General features: G+C 64.9%; 18 protein-coding genes. 14 read left to right on the forward strand and 4 right to left on the reverse strand.

The features are described from left to right. The gene (locus LSQ66_RS06195) at nucleotides 1–2265 is read left to right on the forward strand and encodes a xanthine dehydrogenase family protein molybdopterin-binding subunit (protein ID WP_231768921.1); all 2265 of its coding nucleotides are present in this window, start codon (nucleotides 1–3) and stop codon (nucleotides 2263–2265) included. A 72-nt stretch (nucleotides 2266–2337) separates the two neighbouring features. Here LSQ66_RS06195 and LSQ66_RS06200 read toward each other — a convergent pair whose 3' ends face one another. Then, nucleotides 2338–2754, reverse strand: a complete 417-nt coding sequence (locus LSQ66_RS06200; RefSeq protein WP_231768922.1) for a thioredoxin family protein — start codon at nucleotides 2752–2754, stop codon at nucleotides 2338–2340. A 36-nt stretch (nucleotides 2755–2790) separates the two neighbouring features. On the opposite strand from LSQ66_RS06200, the gene tsaB reads away from it, so the two are divergent. The 4 genes from tsaB to LSQ66_RS06220 are packed head-to-tail and all read left to right on the forward strand — an operon-like array spanning nucleotide 2791 to nucleotide 5930. Further along, nucleotides 2791–3495, forward strand: a complete 705-nt coding sequence (gene tsaB / locus LSQ66_RS06205) for a tRNA (adenosine(37)-N6)-threonylcarbamoyltransferase complex dimerization subunit type 1 TsaB (protein ID WP_231768923.1) — start codon at nucleotides 2791–2793, stop codon at nucleotides 3493–3495. Then, nucleotides 3492–3962 carry a ribosomal protein S18-alanine N-acetyltransferase gene (gene rimI / locus LSQ66_RS06210; RefSeq protein ID WP_231768924.1) on the forward strand — a complete coding sequence of 157 codons (471 nt, stop codon included), beginning with the start codon at nucleotides 3492–3494 and terminating at the stop codon, nucleotides 3960–3962. Before tsaB ends, rimI begins: the two co-directional genes overlap by 4 nt. A gap of 5 nt (nucleotides 3963–3967) precedes the next feature. Next, complete coding sequence (locus LSQ66_RS06215) at nucleotides 3968–4978, forward strand: uracil-DNA glycosylase (RefSeq protein ID WP_231768925.1); 1011 nt, start codon at nucleotides 3968–3970, stop codon at nucleotides 4976–4978. Then, a complete protein-coding gene (locus tag LSQ66_RS06220) occupies nucleotides 4962–5930 on the forward strand; it encodes a DUF1853 family protein (protein WP_231768926.1) in 969 nt (322 codons plus the stop codon). The genes LSQ66_RS06215 and LSQ66_RS06220 overlap by 17 nt, the downstream gene beginning before the upstream one ends. Here the strand turns inward: LSQ66_RS06220 and lplT are convergent. Continuing rightward, nucleotides 5927–7189 carry a lysophospholipid transporter LplT gene (gene lplT, locus LSQ66_RS06225; RefSeq protein WP_231768927.1) on the reverse strand — a complete coding sequence of 421 codons (1263 nt, stop codon included), beginning with the start codon at nucleotides 7187–7189 and terminating at the stop codon, nucleotides 5927–5929. The two genes, LSQ66_RS06220 and lplT, sit on opposite strands and share 4 nt — an antisense overlap. 129 nt (nucleotides 7190–7318) lie before the next feature. Here lplT and alr point away from each other — a divergent pair, with 129 nt between their 5' ends. From alr to fliD, 4 genes are all read left to right on the forward strand, one after another. Then, the gene (alr, locus tag LSQ66_RS06230; RefSeq protein WP_231768928.1) at nucleotides 7319–8407 is read left to right on the forward strand and encodes an alanine racemase; all 1089 of its coding nucleotides are present in this window, start codon (nucleotides 7319–7321) and stop codon (nucleotides 8405–8407) included. A 1-nt stretch (nucleotide 8408) separates the two neighbouring features. After that, the gene (gene radA, locus LSQ66_RS06235) at nucleotides 8409–9785 is read left to right on the forward strand and encodes a DNA repair protein RadA (RefSeq protein WP_231768929.1); all 1377 of its coding nucleotides are present in this window, start codon (nucleotides 8409–8411) and stop codon (nucleotides 9783–9785) included. 88 nt (nucleotides 9786–9873) lie between these two features. Beyond that, complete coding sequence (locus LSQ66_RS06240) at nucleotides 9874–10194, forward strand: PilZ domain-containing protein (RefSeq protein ID WP_269449149.1); 321 nt, start codon at nucleotides 9874–9876, stop codon at nucleotides 10192–10194. 72 nt (nucleotides 10195–10266) lie between these two features. After that, a complete protein-coding gene (gene fliD / locus LSQ66_RS06245; RefSeq protein ID WP_231768931.1) occupies nucleotides 10267–11592 on the forward strand; it encodes a flagellar filament capping protein FliD in 1326 nt (441 codons plus the stop codon). A gap of 248 nt (nucleotides 11593–11840) precedes the next feature. Here the strand turns inward: fliD and sixA are convergent, their stop codons facing one another. Together sixA and ppk1 are read right to left on the reverse strand one after the other, a co-directional pair. After that, nucleotides 11841–12308, reverse strand: a complete 468-nt coding sequence (gene sixA, locus LSQ66_RS06250; RefSeq protein WP_231768932.1) for a phosphohistidine phosphatase SixA — start codon at nucleotides 12306–12308, stop codon at nucleotides 11841–11843. 18 nt (nucleotides 12309–12326) lie between these two features. After that, nucleotides 12327–14423, reverse strand: coding sequence for a polyphosphate kinase 1 (gene ppk1, locus LSQ66_RS06255; RefSeq protein ID WP_231768933.1), 2097 nt, complete (start codon nucleotides 14421–14423; stop codon nucleotides 12327–12329). Nucleotides 14424–14642: 219 nt separating this feature from the next. On the opposite strand from ppk1, the gene pstS reads away from it, so the two are divergent. From pstS to phoU, 5 genes are all read left to right on the forward strand, one after another. Beyond that, nucleotides 14643–15680 carry a phosphate ABC transporter substrate-binding protein PstS gene (gene pstS / locus LSQ66_RS06260; RefSeq protein WP_407659627.1) on the forward strand — a complete coding sequence of 346 codons (1038 nt, stop codon included), beginning with the start codon at nucleotides 14643–14645 and terminating at the stop codon, nucleotides 15678–15680. A 224-nt stretch (nucleotides 15681–15904) separates the two neighbouring features. Then, nucleotides 15905–16876, forward strand: a complete 972-nt coding sequence (pstC, locus tag LSQ66_RS06265) for a phosphate ABC transporter permease subunit PstC (protein ID WP_231770064.1) — start codon at nucleotides 15905–15907, stop codon at nucleotides 16874–16876. After that, complete coding sequence (pstA, locus tag LSQ66_RS06270) at nucleotides 16873–17730, forward strand: phosphate ABC transporter permease PstA (protein ID WP_231768935.1); 858 nt, start codon at nucleotides 16873–16875, stop codon at nucleotides 17728–17730. Before pstC ends, pstA begins: the two co-directional genes overlap by 4 nt. 14 nt (nucleotides 17731–17744) lie before the next feature. Continuing rightward, the gene (pstB, locus tag LSQ66_RS06275; protein ID WP_231768936.1) at nucleotides 17745–18515 is read left to right on the forward strand and encodes a phosphate ABC transporter ATP-binding protein PstB; all 771 of its coding nucleotides are present in this window, start codon (nucleotides 17745–17747) and stop codon (nucleotides 18513–18515) included. A 27-nt stretch (nucleotides 18516–18542) separates the two neighbouring features. After that, complete coding sequence (gene phoU / locus LSQ66_RS06280) at nucleotides 18543–19250, forward strand: phosphate signaling complex protein PhoU (RefSeq protein ID WP_231768937.1); 708 nt, start codon at nucleotides 18543–18545, stop codon at nucleotides 19248–19250. Nucleotides 19251–19253 lie beyond the last annotated feature (3 nt).

A 19253-nucleotide genomic window follows, 5' to 3' on the forward strand; every position in this document is an offset into this window, starting at 1 on the left:
ATGAAGCTTCCGCCACTATCACGCCGCCGTTTCCTGCTCAGTGGGGCTGCTGTCGCAGGCTCGCTCATCGTGGGCTGGGGCCTGCTGCCGCCACGCCAGCGCATGCGGGCGGGGGCGCCGTTGCCGCTGGCGGAAGGCGAAGTGGCGCTGAACGGCTGGATCACCATCGCCCCGGACAATACGGTGGGCGTGGTGATTCCGCGCGCCGAGATGGGGCAGGGCGTGCACACGGCCCTGGCCATGCTCGTGGCCGAGGAGCTGGATGTGCCCCTGTCCTCGGTGCGCGTGCTGCAGGCGCCGAATGACAAGATCTACGCCAACCTCGCCGTGATGCGCGAAAGCCTTCCTTTCCATCCGGACGACGACGGCCGCCTGAAGCCGATGGCCCAGCACATGCTCGGCAAGGTCGCCCGCGAACTGGGCATCGTGCTCACGGGCGGCTCTTCCAGTGTGAAGGACGCCTGGATGCCAATGCGCGAGGCCGGGGCCACGGCGCGCGCGCTGCTGGTGACGGTGGCGGCGCGCGAATGGAAGGTGCCGCCCGAGCAGGTGCGCACCGAGGACGGCTATCTGTTCCACGACATCAGCCAGCGCCGCGCCAGTTACGGCAGCTTTGCCGTCATGGCTGCGGCAGCATCGCCGCACGAGGTCAAGCTGAAGGAACCGCATGCCTTCCGCCTGATCGGCAAAGGCGTCCACCGGCTTGATTCGGCCGCCAAGTCCAATGGCAGCGCGCAATTCGGCATCGATGCGCGGCCGGAAGGCATGGTGTACGCCGCTTTGCGCATGGCGCCCATGTTCGGCGGGACCATTGCAGGCATAAACCCCAGCGAGATCCTGGACATGCCGGGTGTGCTGAGCGTGATCGACTTCACCAATGCCCTGGAAGGCCAGACGGGGGCGCGCGGCGGCGTCGCGGTCGTGGCGCGCAGCTACTGGCAGGCGAAACAGGCCGCGGCGGCCCTGCCTATCCGCTGGGAGCCGGGCGAGCACTGGAACCTTTCCACGGACAGCATCTTCAGCGAGTTCGCCGAGGCGCTCGATGGCGACGACGGCCACGCCTTCCACCAAGTGGGCGACGTGGAAGAGGCCAGCAAGGGCGCCATGCCCATTACTGCCGAATACCGGGCGCCATTCCTCGCGCACGCCACCATGGAGCCGGTCAACTGCACGGCCCAGGTCAAGGACGGCAAGGTAAGGCTGTGGCTTGGCACGCAGGTGCCCAGCATGGCCATCGACACGGCGGCGAAGGTCGGCGGTGTGAAGGCGGAGCACGTCGAACTGCACGAATGCCTGCTGGGCGGCGGCTTCGGCCGACGCCTGGAGGTGGACATGGTGGCGCAGGCTGTGGCCATCGCCCGCGAATGCCAGGGGCGGCCCGTGCAGGTGATCTGGACGCGCGAAGACGACATGACGCACGACGTCTACCGGCCGGCGGCGCTGGCGCGCTTCACGGCCTCGCTGGACGTGGCAGGCAATATCCTCTACTGGGACAACCGCGCGGCCAGCGGCGCGCTCACGCCGCAATTCATGCGCCGCAACCTCGGCATGCCCGCGGCGGGGCCGGACAAGACCACGGCCGAAGGCCTGTACGACATGCCCTACGAAATCCCCAACCAGCGCATATCGCATGTGGCGGTGGAGAGCGCGGTGCCCCTCGGGAACTGGCGCTCGGTCGGCCACTCGCACAACGCCTTCTTCAAGGAGAGCTTCATCGACGAGCTGGCGCATGCCGCCAACCGGGACCCGGTGGCCTTCCGCCGCAGCATGCTGCTGCGCCATCCGCGCCACCTCACGGTGCTCAATTCTGCCATCGCGCGCGCGGGCAAGCCGGGCAAGGGCCGGGCGCACGGCGTGGCGCTCCACGAATCCTTCGGCACGATTGTGGCGCAGGTGGCGGAGGTATCGGTAGAGGCCAAGGAGATCAGGGTGCACAAGGTGGTGTGCGCGATCGACTGCGGGCTGGTGGTCAACCCGAACATTGTGGCGCAGCAGATCGAATCCTCGGTGATTTTCGGGCTGTCCGCCGCGCTGGGGGGCGAGATCACGATCAAGGACGGCAAAGTCCAGCAGAGCAATTTCGGCGACTACCCGGTGCTCAGGATGAACCAGGCGCCGCATGTGGAAACGGTGGTAGTGCTGAGCGCCGAACCGCCCGAAGGAGTGGGCGAGCCGGCGGTGCCGCCAGTAGCCCCGGCCGTCGCCAACGCCATCTTCAACCTCACCGGCCAGCGCCTGCGCTCCCTCCCGCTCCGCCTCACCTAAAATTTCTTAAAGGGGTCTGTCCCCAATTAAGAAACATTTCTTAATTGGGGACAGACCCCTTTAGGAAATTTTCTAGGCGAGGAGGGTGCGGAGGTTGCAGTCGGACTGCCACTGGCGGCGCTCGGCGGTGCTCTGGGCGAGCTTGGCGAGTTCGGCTTCGCTTTCTGCGGCCAGGGTCTCGATCAGGCGGTTGGCCACGTTCGGGTCGGGCACCATGGTGCCGAAGAAGGCGACCGTTTCGTGGCGCTGGATCAGCAGTGTGGGGAAGTTTTCGACATCGAGGTCGCCCACCACGTCGGCATGGTCTTCGATGTCCACCCAGAGGAAGTATTTTTCCGGGTGCTTCATCGCCAGCTCCTCGAAGGTGGCGCGGTAGCTGGAGCAGGTGCCGCACCAGGCAGCGCACAGGCAGGCGACGATCAGGCGGTCCTGCGCCAGCGCGGCGGCCACCTCGGCGCGGTTGTCGGCTTGTAGGGTAGTGCTGTGCATGGAATGTATTGTACATGGCAGGGTAAAATACTGCCTATGCCTACCATTCTTGCCATCGAAACCTCGTCCGAATTGGCCTCGTGCGCGCTGCTGCACGGCGGCCGGCTGTTTTCCCGCGAATCGTCGGGAGTGCGCACGCATTCGCAGTCCGTGCTGCCGATGGTGCAGGAATTGCTGGCCGAGGCGGGTGTGGCGCTGAAGGATTGCGATGCGATAGCCTATGGCGCGGGACCGGGATCTTTCACCGGCGTGCGCACGGCCTGCGGCATCGCCCAGGGCCTCGGTTTCGGCGCCGGGCTGCCCCTGGTGCCTGTGGTGACGCTGGAGGCGATGGCACTGGCCTGCCGCCAGCGGCATGCGGCCGCCGAGGTGCTGGCCGTGCTGGATGCGCGCATGAATGAGGTGTACTGGGCGCAGTACCGTTTCGATGGCGATGCGCCGAGCGAAGTGCTGCCTGCGGTGCTGACGGCGCCCGGCGAGGTGTCGCCGTCCGGCAGCCCGGCGGTATGCGGCAATGGCGTTGCAGCCTATCCGGAGGCCTTCGCGGGCAAGGCTTTTGCCGCCGCCGTCCATGCGGATGCGATGCCGCACGCGGCGCAGGTGGCGCAGCTGGGCGAGCGCGCCTTCCTGGCTGGCGTTGGCTTGCCTGCGGCGCAGGCGCAGCCGCTTTACCTGCGCAACAAGGTCGCCTACACCAAGGCCGAACGCGAGGATATGAAGGCCGCCGGGGTGCAGGGATGACGCAGTTGTGGGATCTGGCCCGCCTGGTCTACGAGCCCATGGAACAGGCGGACGTGGACGATGTGCTGGCTGTGGAGGAGGCGGTCTATCCGCATCCGTGGAGCCGCCAGAACTTCGTCGATTCGCTGGAGCAGGGCTATCATGCCTGGGTGCTGCGCGATAATACGCGCGAGCTGCTGGGGTATTTCCTCATTATGGCCGTCGTGGACGAGGCGCATCTGCTGAACGTGGCGGTGGCCAAGGGCCAGCAGGGCAAGGGACTGGGACGCTTCCTCCTGAACCAGTCCGTGGCCTGCGCGCGCGGCCTGGGCATGGATTCGATCCTGCTGGAGGTGCGCCCTTCGAATAGGCGGGCGCTGGAGATTTACCGGCGCTATGGTTTCAACGAGATTGGCCGGCGCAAGGGCTACTACCCGGCCGCCAATCAGCAACGCGAGGACGCAATCGTGATGCGTTTTGCATTATGAGCCAGATGGCGCATCGCACCGCGGTGTTCCTGGATGAGATGGGGATCGGCACACGCTGGGTCCTGCGCCAGCGCGCGGGCGACGAGTCGCCGCAGCCGCAGGAGGAGCCCGCGCCGGAGCTGGCGCCAGCCAGCGCCGGGGTCCCCGCGCAGCCGCAGGCAGCGCCCGAAGCCCGCATGCAGCCGGTCCCGGACAAGCGTCCAGCGCACGCCGCGCCCGGCGCCGCCGAGGCGCCGCCGCAGGCCACTTCGCCTGCCGCCCGCAGCGCGGTTCCGGCAGGCGAAGATTCCACCGCCTGGTTCGACGACGCTCCGGCACCCGCACCGGTACCGCGCCAGCCTGCACCAGCGGCTCGCCACGCTCCGGCGGACGATGCCTGGGCGGATGAAGCGCCTCCCGTTACCGCTGCGCCACGTCCGCGCCAGCAGGCGCCGCAGGGGGTGTCCGACGACGAAATCGCGGCCATGGACTGGCCCACCTTGCGGACCGCCGTAAGCAGCTGCACGCGCTGCAATCTGTGCCGCACCCGCGTGGCTGCAGTCCCCGGCCGCGGCGACGGGAACGCAAGCTGGATCATGCTGGGCACCATGCCCAATGCCGAAGACGAATCGGCCATCGAGGCCATCGCGGGCGAGCCGGGCATCCTTCTCGATAACATGCTGCGCGCCGTGGGCCAGGGCAGCAGCGAGGGCGCTTATATCACCTCGCTCGTCAAGTGCCGCCCAAGCAACGACGATGGCAGCGACCGCCTTCCGAGCGCGGACGAGCTGGCGGCCTGCCGCCCCTACCTCGAGCGCGAGCTTCAGCTGGCGCAGCCGAAAGTGATGGTCACCCTGGGCCAGACCTCGGCCAAGGGCCTGTTCGGCAGCGCGGCACGCGGCACGATCCGGGGCTATGCAGGTGTGCCGGTGGTCGCCACCTATCACCCCGCCGAGCTGCTGCGCCGCACGGAGGACAAGGGCAAGGCCTGGGCCGACCTGTGCCTCGCCAAGGCCGCCCATGCCGGACGCCGCTGACAGCGCAGCCGATACCTGCCAGGCGCGCTTCGGGCGCCGCTGGCCGCAGCTCACGCGTCCCCACGTCCGCGCCCTGGCCTGGCTGCTGGATTCGCCGGACCTGCTGGACCCGGACGCTCCGCAATGGCAGTCGCGCATCGCGACGCTCGGTCCCGCATCCGGCGGCATCGCGGACTGGCTGAACGCCCTCGAACGCGATCCCGCGCCGCTGGACGCCGCATTGGGCGGCAAGGTCTACTCCCGCCTCGGCCTGTATGCCGAGAAGCTGATGGCCTTCTATTTCGAACAGCAAGGCCGGCTCGAAGTCCACGGCCTGCAGGTGCGCGCCGCGCGCAACGACACCGTCGGCGAGTTCGATTTTCTCCTGCGCGAACCGGATGGCCTGCGCCATATCGAATTCGCCTGCAAGTTCTACCTGCTCGATGGCGGCACGCTGCCGGACCGTCTGGTGGGCCCCAACCTGGCCGATACGCTGGGCCTGAAGATGCGAAAGATACTGGACCAGCAGCTTTCCCTGGCCGAGCATCCCGCCGCGCAGGCCATGCTGGCGCAGCGCGTCGTAGCCGCACAGGCGCTGGTGAAGGGCTGGCTGTTCTATCCGCGCGGCGCCATTCCCTCCATCGACGGCATTTCGCCCGGCCACTGTCATGGCCACTGGGAGCCCTTGCGCGATTTCGCAGCGGAGGAAGAAGAAGGTCTTTTCATGGTGCTCCCCAAGCTGCAATGGCTGGCGCCCCTGAAGCTGGAAGCGGCAGGGGCCAGAGCGCACAGCCGCAGCGCCCTGCACCGGATACTGGATGAGAAGTTCGCCATCGATCCTTCGCCCGTGCTGGCGGCGCAGCTGCGCGAGGAAGACGGCTGGCTGGTGGAAACGGCACGCGGTTTTATCGTGCCGGACGACTGGCGCCACCGGGCGGACGCCCGGCGCGCAAGCGGGGCCTTGCCGGGTTAGTGTTTGTGCTCGCCGATCAGCGCGAGCGAATCGTGTTCGCGCTGGTTGGCGGCGTGCAGGCGGGCGATGAAGAGCATGGTGCCGGCCAGGAAGAGGCCGAAGAGGATGATGATCACGTTCAGCGGCAGGTGCAGGCGCAGCATCAGCGAGTACACCGCCAGCATGGTGAGGATGGACAGGTTCTCGTTGAAGTTTTGCACGGCGATGGAGTGGCCGGCGCTCATGAGCACGTGGCCGCGGTGCTGGAGCAGGGCGTTCATCGGCACCACGAAGAAGCCGGACAGCACGCCGATAAAGATCAGCATCGGGTAGGCCAGCCAGGTGGTGTGCACGAAGGCCATGGCCATCACCAGCACGCCCATCGCAATCCCCAGCGGAATCACGCTCAGGGACTGGCGCAGCGTAATCATGCGCGCGGACATGATGGCGCCCACGGTCACGCCCACGCCCACCAGGCCGACCATGCTGGTCGCCTTTTCATAACTCATGTTCAGCGCCGTCTTGGCCCATTCCAGCACGATGAACTGCAGGGTCGCGCCCGTGCCCCAGAACAAGGTGGTGACGGCGAGGGAGATCTGGCCCAGCTTGTCCTTCCACAGGATGACGCAGCAGTTGGCGAAATCCTCGATCAGGCGGGCGGGATTGCGTTCCTGGTGCGGGTAGACGCAGCCGGTAAGCGGAATGCGCAGGTTGAACATGGCCGCCAGCAGATAGAAGAGGCCGATCACGCACAGGGCCGCTTCGGGCGCGGTGTCGATGCCGGTGTCGATCAGCGGCAGGTCGATGCCCAGCAGCAGGGCCGAGGTATGATCGCCCACCAGGGCGCCGCCCAGCACGGTGCCGAGAATAATCGAGGCAATCGTCAGGCCTTCGATCCAGCCGTTCGCGGCAACCAGTTTTTCAGGGGGGAGAAGTTCGGTGAGAATGCCGTATTTGGCCGGGGAATAGACCGCCGCGCCAATACCCACAATGGCGTAGGCCGCCAGCGGATGCAGGTCGTAAAACAATAGCGCGCAGCCGGTAATCTTGATCATATTCGCAATGAACATGACCCGGCCCTTGGGCAGCGAATCGGCGAACGCACCCACAAAAGCGGCCAACAGCACGTAAAAGAGCACAAAGAGGAACTTCAGCAGCGGCGTGATCCATGCCGGCGATTTCATGGCGGTCAGCAGGTCGATCGCTACAAACAGCAAAGCGTTATCGGCCAGCGACGAAAAGAACTGCGCCGCCATGATGGTATAAAAACCACGTTTCATTCTTAAGGCTCAAAAACTGATCTCGGCTTGCTTTATACCATGAATGACTGGGTTTCCAAAGAAAAGGCAGGACCGCTTAAGCCTCGGCTCAGGTAAAATGCCCGCTTCGTTTCCAGCTCCAAGAACTACATGCCAAGGCCTATCAAAGCGACAATACACGTTGCCAACATGACACATAATCTGGAGCGGGCGCGGGCTTGCGCGCCGGGTTCCAAAGCCTGGGCGGTCGTCAAGGCGAATGCCTATGGCCACGGTCTGGAGCGCGCCATCCGCGCCTTTTCCGGCGCCGACGGCCTGGCCCTGATCGAGCCGGATTATGCGGTGCGCCTGCGGGAGCTGGGCTGGGCCAAGCCCATCCTCCTGCTGGAAGGCTGGTTCGATGCCGACGACCTGCAGGCCATGGCGCAGCACGGCATCGAAGGCACGGCCCATTGCGCCGAGCAGATCGCCATGCTGGAGGCTGCCCAGCTGCCGGGCAAGATTAATGTGCACCTGAAAATGAACACCGGGATGAACCGCCTCGGCTTCATGCCCGAGGACTTCGCCAAGGCCTACCAGCGCCTGCGCGCCATCCCGTCGGTGGGGGACATCGTACTCATGACCCACTTCGCCAATGCGGACGAGGCAGCCCACGAGTGCCTGCCGATCGGCGAGCAGATCCGCCGCTTCGGCGTGGGCGCCGCTGGCCTGCCGGGCCTGCACAGCCTGTCCAACTCGGCGGGCGTGCTGCAAATGCCCGCGCTGGCGGGCCAGCTGGCGAGCGACTGGATCCGTCCCGGCATCATGCTTTACGGCGGTACGCCGGGCGGCAAGCCCGCCGAGGAATTCGGCCTGAAACCCGCCATGACGCTGTCCAGCGAAATCATCGGCGTGCAGGAGCTGAAGGCGGGCGACTTCGTCGGTTACGGCAGCCGCTTCCAGGCCGACGGCGCCATGCGCGTTGGCGCCGTGGCCTGCGGCTATGCCGACGGCTATCCCCGCCACGCCCCAACCGGCACCCCCGTGCTGGTGGACGGCGTACGCACCCGCACCATCGGCCGCGTGTCCATGGACATGCTGATGGTGGACCTGGGCCCCGTGCCGCATGCGGGCGTGGGCAGCAAGGTGGTGCTGTGGGGCGAGGGCATGCCGGTCGACGAGGTGGCCGCGGCCGCGGGCACCATAGGGTATGAATTGATGTGCGCCGTGGCGCCGCGCGTGCGCGTGGTGGAAGGCTGATATGGCCAAGGCCAAGACTCAATATACGTGCAGCGAATGCGGCGGCACCAGCAGCAAATGGACCGGCCAATGTTCCTCCTGCCAGCAATGGAACACCATGGTGGAGACGGTGATCGAGAGCGCGGGCGCGAACCGCTTCTCGCAGAGCCAGCACCAGTCGCTGGCGCAGACGGCGCCCGTACTGTCCCTGAGCGATATCGAGGCGATGGATGTGCCGCGCTTCGGCACCGGCATCGAGGAATTCGACCGCGTGCTGGGCGGCGGCCTGGTGGCGGGCGGCGTGGTGCTGATCGGCGGCGATCCGGGCATCGGCAAGTCCACGCTGCTGCTGCAGGCGCTGGCCAATATGTCGCAGATGAAGAGCGTGCTGTATGTGAGCGGCGAGGAGTCCGGCGCCCAGATCGCGCTGCGCGCCAAGCGCCTGGCCATCGACGCCCGCGAGCTGAAGCTCCAGGCGGAAATCCAGCTCGAAAAAATCCTCAACACCCTGGCCGAGCTGAAGCCGCAGGTGGCGGTAATCGACTCGATCCAGACCCTGTACTCGGATGCGCTGACTTCCGCCCCCGGTTCCGTGGCCCAGGTGCGCGAATGCGCCGCCCAGCTCACGCGTGTGGCCAAGCAGAGCGGCGTCACTATCATCCTGGTAGGCCATGTGACGAAAGAGGGCGCTCTGGCGGGACCGCGCGTGCTGGAGCACATCGTGGATACCGTGCTCTATTTCGAAGGCGACAGCCATTCCAGCTTCCGCCTCGTGCGCGCCATCAAGAACCGCTTCGGCGCGGTGAACGAGCTGGGCGTGTTCGCGATGACGGAGAAGGGCCTGAAGGGCGTGTCGAATCCCTCGGCGCTCTTCCTGTCCCAGCACGACAACCAGGTGCCCGGCTCCTGCGTGATGGTGACGCAGGAGGGCACGCGCCCGCTGCTGGTGGAGATCCAGGCACTGGTGGACGCGAGCCACCTGCCCAATGCGCGCCGCCTTTCGGTGGGCCTGGAGCAGAACCGGCTTGCCATGCTGCTGGCCGTGCTGCACCGGCACGCTGGCATTGCGGCTTTCGACCAGGACGTGTTCATCAACGCCGTGGGCGGGGTGAAGATTACGGAACCGGCCGCCGACCTCGCCGTCTTGCTCGCTATCAACTCGTCGATGCGCAACAAGGCGCTGCCGCGCGGTTTCGTGGTCTTCGGCGAAGTGGGCCTGGCCGGTGAAATCCGGCCCGCGCCGCGCGGCCAGGAGCGGCTGCGCGAAGCGGCCAAACTGGGCTTCTCCATTGCCATGATTCCGAAGGCGAATGCACCAAAACAGCCCATCGAGGGCATGACGATTATTGCCGTCGACCGCATCGACGATGCATTTACGCGACTGCGCGAATTTCACTGACGTGCCTCATGGCAAGATCCTCGGCTGCACGCTAAAATGCTGAGCTGGAAATTCAATTCAGCCAAGCAATTACCAGTCGAGTAGCAAATTGTTAGTAGATCAACGACAGGGGGCGCGCAGGATCCTGCGCGTACGTGCAATGTGGTTAGCGGACGGCGGCAGCCCGCAGCCTGCGCGCACTTCCGACCTGGGTACGGCCGGAATATCCATCACCACCGAGTACCGGGTGGACACCGGCCGCACGGGACAGGTGGTCTGGGAGATGCTGGTGGACGGCAGGCCGCAGGTGCTGACGGCGCGCGCCAAGGTGGCGCACTGCATTTACGGCGACGGCGCCTTCAAGGTCGGCTTCAGCTTCCTGCCCCTCGATAACGAAACGCAGACCGCCATCGCCAAGTTTATGCGTTGATTGCCGGTCTATTCCCGGTTTTGATTCCTGGGCGATATTGGATAATAATAAAGTCCGATAAGTGAGGCGCCCATGAGCAACGTTGGCAATATCATCTCTTCCATGTATGGCAACAGCAGCAGCGCCACGTCCGGCGCGCTGTCGCCGTCCGTCGCCGCCAAGGTGCAGCAGACCCTGGCGGGCCAGAAGGGCACCATCGACAAGCTGAACGCGAGCCTCACGCGCGACCAGACCAAACTCTCCGGCCTGGGCCAGCTGCAAAGCGCCCTGGCCCTGTTCCAGAATATCGCCGAAAGCCTGTCTGGCGCGGGCCTGAGCACGAGCGCCACCTCGTCCACCAAGGGCGTGCTGACCGCCACCACCGGCGCCTCGGCGCAGGCGGGCAGCTACCAGCTGGACGTGAAGCAGCTGGCGCAAAGCCAGATCCTGAACAGCGAGGCGCAACTGGCGTCCGGCACGGATATCGGCACCGGCGGCAAGGCCAGCATCAAGATCGAAACCGCTGGCGGCAGTTCGAAAACCATTACCCTCGAGAGCAGCGCCAGTTCGCTGGACGACATTGCGGCCGCCCTGAAAAAGGCGGGCGTGGACGCCAGCGTAGTGAAGGGCAGTGCGGGCTACGCGCTGCAGGTGCGCAGCGCGAGCGGCGAAGCCAGCTCACTGAAGTTCAGCGTGAGCGGCGATGCGGGCATCAAGAACTTCTTCAACAATCTGGAGCAGTCGCAGGCGGCCCAGGATGCCGTGCTGACCGTGGACGGCAAGGAAGTGCGCAGCGCCACCAATACGCTGGCCGACACCATCAAGGGCGTCACGCTCAGCCTCGGCGGCACGGGGAAGACGGAGCTCACCGTCGCGCAGGACAGCAGCCAGATCGCCAAGAACGTGAAGAACTTCGTCGCCGGCTTCAATGACCTGAACACCCGGCTCGCGGCCTTGCAGGGCGGGGCGCTCAAGGGCGACAACGCCCTGGCCCAGGTCAGCAGCCAGCTCACGCAGCTGGTGAAGACGGGCGTGTCGTCCAGCGCGCTGGCCGACGCGGGCATCACGCAGGACAGCACCGGCAAGCTGGTGCTGGACGAGAAAAAGCTGTCCGCCGCCATCGCGGCCGATCCCTCCGCCGTGAGCAAGCTGTTTACCAACGACGGCAAGGGCATTGCCGACCAGCTGGACAAGAAGATCGACGGCCTGAGCGCGAACGGCGGCATCATCAAGCGCGAAGCGGCGCAGGTGGGCAAGGAGCTCGATTCGCTGCTGGACAAGAAGGAGAAGCTGGCCGCCACGCTCACCAAGCAGGCGCAGGCCCTGGCGCAGCTGTACACGCTGCAGGAGCAGTCCGGCACGGGCGGCCTGTTCGGCGCTCCGGGCGGCGCGCGCTCCCTGTTCGATATCCTGGCTTGAGACAGTAAAGGTCTGACGGGTCCCCGCCGAAGCGGGAACCCTCGCAGCATGGGCGCTGCGCATTCGCTATTCTTCGTGATAGCGGTCGTTCAGCTTGTGATGGCTTCCCCTGCTTTCCGACAGCAGCTCATAGGCAATGAGCCCGACGGTGGCAAAGAAAATGCCTACAGTGAGCAGGTACGGCATGATTGCTCCCCCTGGTTAGTGCTACATGTAAACTCTAGCACTTGGCCATGCCTTTTCAAGGCTCATTTCACGACCAGGTCGGCAGACATGACGGCCCTCAAATAGATGCTTTCGGGGTCGCCCGGCTCGCGCTGCGAGAACCACCACGCAGCCGCCTTCTTCATCTCCCAATCGAGCGCTTCTCCCGTCATCAGCAGGGCGGCGGCCTGGCCCAGGGTGGGCTGGTGGCCTATGATGACCACGGTGTCCTTCCCGTTCGGCCAGTTGGCGGCGTCCAGCACGGCCTGCGGCTCGGCGCCGGGCGCGATCTCGGGATGCGTCTTGTATTTGCGGCCCAGGCCTTCGGCGGTCTGCACCGTGCGCACGGCGGGGCTGGCGAAGATGCGGCAGCTGTGGGGCAGCTGGCTGTCCAGCCACTGGCCCATGCGCTTGGCCTGCTTCTGGCCCTTGGCCGTGAGCTGGCGTTCCAGGTCGGGCAGGCCTTCCTCGCCCGGCTCGGCTTCCGCGTGACGCCACAAGATCAGGTCCATGCTCTTCTCCTCGGGTGTTCAGTTCCCTGCGCCGTTGGCCGGCGTGCCTAGCGTGTCCATCAGATACTGCTGCGCGCTGAAGGCCGTCTGCTTGCCGCGCGGCTTGCGCCGCTGGTAGTGGCCGTTGGACTCCAGCTCCCATGCATTGGAGTTGTCTTTGAGGTAGGGGTTCAGTCCTTCCGCCAGCACGCGCCGCTTGAGGGCCTTGTCCAGCACGGGGAAGGCCACCTCGATGCGGCGGAACAGGTTGCGGTTCATCCAATCCGCGCTGGCGAGATAGACGTCGTGCGCCAGGTCGTTGCGGAAGTAGTAGATGCGGCTGTGCTCGAGGAAGCGGCCGATGATGGAGCGGACCTTGATATTTTCGGACAGGCCGGGCACGCCCGGCTTCAGGGTGCAGGCGCCACGCACGATCAGGTCGATCTTCACGCCGCACTTCGAGGCCTCGTACAGCGCGCGGATCACCGACTCGTCCACCAGCGCATTGACCTTGGCGATGATGCGGCCGGGGCGGCCCGACTTGGCGATCTTGGCTTCGTTCTTGATGGCCTTGATGATTTCGCTTTGCAGGGAGAAGGGCGCCAGCCACACGTGGTGCAGCTTCTGCGGCTTGGTGAGGCTGGTGAGGTGCATGAAGACTTCGTTCACGTCGCGGCCCAGGGCGGGTTCGCTCGTGAGCAGGCCGAAGTCGGTGTAGAACTTGGTGGTGGTGGGGTGGTAATTGCCGGTGCCGAGGTGGGCGTAGTAGCGCAGCTCGCCGGCCTCGCGGCGGATCACGAGCGCCACCTTGGCGTGGGTCTTCAGGCCCACCACGCCGTACACCACTTGCGCGCCCACCTGTTCCAGCTTGTCCGCCCAGTTGATGTTCGCTTCCTCGTCGAAGCGCGCCATCAGTTCCACCACCACCGTCACTTCCTTGCCGAGGCGGGCGGCGGCGATCAGCGCTTCCATGAGGTCCGAGTTCATGCCCGTGCGGTAGACCGTCTGCTTGATGGCCACCACGTTCGGGTCCAGCGCGGCGCTGCGGATGAAGTCGATCACCGTCTGGAAGGACTGGAAGGGGTGGTGCAGCAGGATGTCCTGCTCGCGCAGCGTGGCGAAGATGTCGCCGCTGATGGTCTTGTGCAGCACGCCCGGCACAAAGGGCGGGAAGCGCAGCTCGGGCGCCTTGGCGTGGTCGATGATCTCGTTCAGGCGCACCATGTTCACGGGGCCGTCCACCTGGTAGAGGCGGCTCTTGTGCAGGCCGAACTGGTCCAGCAGGAACTGCGAGAGTTCGGGCGGGCAGTTCTTCGCCACTTCCAGGCGCACGGAGCGGCCGAACTGGCGGCCCTGCAGCTCGCCCTTCAGCGCCTGGCGCAGGTTCTTGACCTCGTCCTCGTCCACCCACAGGTCGGAATCGCGCGTCACGCGGAACTGGGAGTAGGCCAGCACTTCGCGGCCTGCGAACAGGTCCGATACGTGGGCGTGGATGACGGAGGAGAGCAGGCAGAAGGACACGCCCGGCTCGTCCGACAGCTCGTCCGGCAGGCGGATGACGCGCGGCAGCATGCGCGGCGCCTTCACGATGGCAATGCCGGTGCCCCGGCCGAAAGCGTCCTTCCCGCTCAGCGATACGATGAAGTTCAGGGATTTGTTGACCACCTGGGGGAAGGGGTGGGCCGGGTCCAGGCCGATGGGCGTGAGCAGGGGCCGCACCTCGCTCTCGAAATACTCCTTGACCCAGGCGCGCTGCGCCTCGTTGCGCTGGTTGTGGCGCACGATGCGCACGCCGCTGGCCTTCAGCAGGGGCAGCACTTCCGTGTTCAGGATTTCATATTGGCGCGCCACCAGGGCGTGGCATTCGGCGCTCACCCGGTTCAGGGTCGCCGTCAGGGCGGGGTGCTCGGTCTGGCTGCCGTCCACGCTGGCCGCCGCCAGCAGGCTGGCCACCCGCACTTCGAAGAACTCATCGAGGTTGCTGCTCACGATGCACAGGTAGCGCAGGCGCTCGAGCACGGGAATATGCGGGTCCTCGGCCTGGGCCAGCACGCGCCGGTTGAAGGCGAGCTGGGACAGCTCGCGGTCCAGGAAGATGGCCTGCTTGGAGGCCTCCGTGCGAGTCTCGGGCTTCATATTCTTGTCTTTTCGATAGCTTTTCACGCGAGGGAATTCTAGCGCCCCACGCTTTTTACGGGCGCGCGAAAGAGTGTAGATAGGAAATATGACAAGCCTATGACGGCCGTTTTGGAAATATTTCAAGGGTGGGGCGATATGTCATAAAGCTGTCACATTGGCTCTTTACACTCCGCAGCAGTCAACCCCCCAACCCCCTAGAGGAAACTTGATATGCGTATGAAACAAATGTTCGCCTCCCTCGTTGTAGGCGTTTCCGCAGCAGTGGCTACCGCCAGCGTGTTCGCGGCGGACATGACCGGTGCAGGTGCTTCCTTCCCGTATCCGATCTATTCGAAGTGGGCTGAGTCGTACAAGGCAGCCACCGGCAACGGCCTGAACTATGCTTCCGTCGGTTCCGGCGCGGGCATCAAGCAGATCAAAGCCAAGACCGTCGATTTCGGCGCTTCCGACATGCCCCTGAAAGCGGAAGAGCTGGACGCGGATGGCCTGATGCAGTTCCCGGCCATCATGGGCGGCGTGGTCACCGTGGTGAACGTGGACGGCATCGCCCCCGGCCAGCTGAAGCTGACCGGTCCCGTGGTCGCCGACATCTACATGGGCAAGATCACCCAGTGGAACGACGCCGCCATCGCTGCCCTGAACCCGGGCGTGAAACTGCCGGCCGCGGAAATCACCGTGGTGCACCGCGCCGACTCCTCGGGCACCTCCTTCCTGTTCACCGACTACCTGTCCAAGACCAGCCCTGAGTTCAAGACCAAGGTTGGCGCCAGCACCGCCGTGAAATGGCCAGTGGGCGTGGGCGGCAAGGGCAACGACGGCGTGGCCGCCAACGTGCAGCGCATCAAGGGCTCCATCGGCTACGTGGAATGGGCCTACGCCAAGAAGAACAAGATGTCGCACACCCAGCTGAAGAACAAGGATGGCGTGTTCCTGCAGCCGGACGACGACGCCTTCAAGGCCGCTGCCGCCAATGCCGACTGGGCCAAGACCCCCGGCTTCGGCGTGGTGCTGACCGACCAGGCAGGCAAGGCATCCTGGCCGATCACCGGCGCCTCCTTCATCCTGATGCACAAGCAGCAGGCTGACGCGGCCAAGGCCAAGGAAGTGATCAAGTTCTTCGACTGGGCCTACGCCAACGGCGACAAGTCGGCCACCGAACTGGATTACGTGCCGATGCCCGACGCAGTCGTGAAGCAGGTGCAGGCCTCCTGGAAGGCAAACCTGAAAGACGCTTCCGGCAAGGCGCTGTATTAAGTAGCGAAGGGGACAGACCCCGGATGGGGACTCGCCGTCCGCGTCTGTCCCCGGTACCCTGGTCAGCCACCGATCACAGTCAGTCAACTGTGTTGAGTGGCGGACTGTGCTCTCGGGGACAGACCCGTAGGGTCTGTCCCCTGTGTCAAGAGCAGCAAATACTATAAGAACATTCCATGAGCGCAGAATTGTCATCCTCCACGCTGTCCGTTCAGGAGTCCAACATGAACGAGGCTGCGGCCCACGCCGCCATGCAGTCCACCATGCGCAAGCAGCGCATCCAGGACTTCATCTTCCACAAGCTGACCATGCTGTTCGCACTCTCCGTGCTCTTCGTCCTGGTCGGCATTATCGTATCCCTCATCATCGGCGCGATTCCTGCATTGAAGGAATTCGGGCCGAAATTCATTTCCACGGTCGAATGGGACCCGGTGAACGACCAGTACGGCGCCCTGATCGCCATCGTCGGCACCCTGGTCACCTCCGGCATTGCGCTGCTGATCGCCTTCCCGGTCAGCTTCGGCATCGCCCTGTTCCTGACCGAGATCTGCCCCGTATGGCTGCGCCGCCCGCTGGGCACCGCCGTCGAACTGCTGGCCGGTGTGCCGTCGATCATTTACGGCATGTGGGGCCTGTTCGTGTTCGCCCCCCTGTTCGGCGACTACGTTCAGCCCCTGCTGAAGTCCACCCTGGGCATGGTCCCCTTCATCGGCGTGCTCTTCAAAGGCCCCACCATGGGTATCGGCCTGCTCACCGCGGGCATCATCCTCGCCGTGATGATCATTCCCTTCATCGCCTCCGTGATGCGCGACGTGTTCGAGATCGTGCCCGCCGTGCTGAAGGAATCTGCTTACGGCCTCGGTTGCACACGCTGGGAAGTGGTGCGCAAGATCGTTCTGCCTTACACCAAGTCCGGCGTGGTGGGCGGCGTGATGCTGGGCCTGGGCCGTGCTCTGGGCGAAACCATGGCCGTGACCTTTGTGATCGGTAACGCCAACAAGCTGGGCGCCAGCCTCTTCTCGCCGGGGAACAGCATCGCCTCCACCCTGGCCAACGAGTTCGGCGAAGCGGCCACGCCGCTGCACGTGTCCTCGCTGCTTTCGCTGGGTCTGATCCTCTTCCTCATCACCCTGATCGTGCTTTCGGCTGCGAAGCTGATGCTGGCCGGTATGTCCCGCAAGGAGGGCGTGAAATGAACACCGCCATGAATCCTGTCTACCGCAAGCGCCTGCGGGTGCACCGCATCGGCATCGCGCTCTCCGTGGCCGCCATGTCGCTGGGCCTGATCTTCCTGCTGTGGATTCTGGCCACGCTGCTGATCAACGGCTTCTCGGCACTGAGCCTGAGCCTTTTCACCGCCAACACGCCCGCGCCGGGCACGGAAGGCGGCGGCCTGCTCAACGCCATCGTCGGTTCGCTGATGATGGTTGGCCTGTCCACGCTGGTTTCCACGCCCATCGGCGTCCTGGCGGGCATCTACCTCGCCGAGTACGGCGACGAAAACAAAGTGGCCCAGCTGACCCGCTTCGTGACGGACGTGATGCTCTCCGCGCCGTCCATCGTGATCGGCCTGTTCGTGTACACGCTGTATGTGGCCAATGTGAAGCACTTCTCCGGTTATGCGGGCTCCATCGCGCTCTCGCTCATCGCCGTGCCGGTGGTGGTGCGCACCACGGACAACATGCTGCGCCTGGTGCCAAACAGCCTGCTGGAAGCGGCCTTCGCCCTCGGTGCGCCGCGCTGGAAAGTGGCCATGATGGTGCGCCTGCGCGCCGTGAAGGCTGGTGTGATCACCGGGGTGCTGCTGGCGGTGGCCCGCGTATCCGGCGAAACCGCGCCGCTGCTGTTCACCGCCCTGAGCAACCAGTTTCTCAGCTTCGACATGAACAAGCCGATGGCCAACCTGCCGTACGTGATCTACCAGTTCGCGATGAGCCCGTACGACAATTGGCGCGCGCTGGCCTGGGGCGGCGCGCTGCTCGTGACCTTTAGCGTGCTGGCGCTGAACATCCTGTCGCGCACCGTATTCACCCAGAAGATACCGAATTAAACGAGAACAGAACCATGAGCCAAGAGAACAAGCGCAAGATCATCGAGATTTCGGGTCTCAACTTCTATTACGGGAAGACCCGCAGCCTCCACGATGTGAACCTCGACATCCACGAGAAGCAGGTGACGGCCTTCATCGGCCCTTCCGGCTGCGGTAAATCGACCCTGCTGCGCACCCTGAACCGCATGTACGACCTGTATCCCGGCCAGCGCGCCGAAGGGCAGATCATGTACCGCGGCCGCAATATCCTGGAGAACGGCCAGGACCTGAACATGTTGCGCGCGAAAGTGGGCATGGTGTTCCAGAAGCCGACGCCGTTCCCCATGTCCATCTACGACAACATCGCCTTCGGCGTGCGGCTGTACGAAGACCTCTCCAAGGGCGAGATGGACGAGCGCGTGGAATGGGCGCTGAAAAAGGCGGCCCTGTGGACCGAAGTGAAGGACAAGCTGGGCAAGAGCGGCCTGTCGCTCTCCGGCGGCCAGCAGCAGCGCCTGTGCATCGCGCGCGGCGTGGCGGTCAAGCCGGACGTGCTGCTGCTGGACGAGCCCACGTCCGCGCTGGACCCGATCTCCACCTCCAAGGTGGAGGAGCTGATCAGCGAACTGAAACAGGACTACACCATCGCCATCGTGACCCACAATATGCAGCAGGCGGCGCGCTGCTCGGACTACACGGCCTATATGTACCTGGGCGAGCTGGTGGAATTCGGCGAAACGGACCAGATCTTCATGAACCCTGTGCGCAAAGAGACGCAGGACTACATCACCGGCCGCTTCGGCTAATTACAAGAACATTCGGGAGAAACAGCCATGATGGGCGAACATTCGAGCAAGCAGTATGACCTGGACCTTGAAGCCATCCGCTCCAAGGTGCTGCTGATGGGCGGCATGGTCGAAACCCAGTTCCTGGACGCGATGACCTGCTTCCGCATCGGGAACCTGGAACGTGCCGAGCGCGTGATGCGCGAAGACGATGCCGTGAACCAGCTGGAACTGCAGCTGGACGATGCGTGCAGCCACCTGATCGTGCGCCGTCAGCCGGCCGCCAACGACCTGCGCACGATCATGGCGACGATCAAGGTCATTACGGACCTGGAGCGCATCGGCGACGAGGCTACCAAGATCGCGCGCACGGCGAAAAGCCTGCACAGCCGCGGCGCCGTGACCGTGAACCACTATGAAATGGTGCGCGGCATCGCCAACGCCACCAGCGACATGCTGCACGACGCGCTGGATTGCTTCGCCCGCAACGACGGCGCCCAGGCGCACCAGCTGATCGCCCAGGACGCGATCATCGACCACGAGTTCCGCTCCATCATGCGCAACCTCATCACTTTCATGATGGAGGACCCGCGTACGATCTCCGCCGCCTTGGATACAATGTGGGTGGCCAAGGCCATCGAGCGCATTGGCGACCATGCCAAGAACATCGCCGAATACGTGATTTACGTGGTGGAAGGGCGCGATATCCGCCATTCCCGTCCCGCTGCGGGCGACACCGAGGCCGGTAAAGAGTAAAGT

The sequence above is a fragment of the Massilia endophytica genome (genome assembly GCF_021165955.1).
Lineage (GTDB): Bacteria > Pseudomonadota > Gammaproteobacteria > Burkholderiales > Burkholderiaceae_D > Rugamonas > Rugamonas endophytica.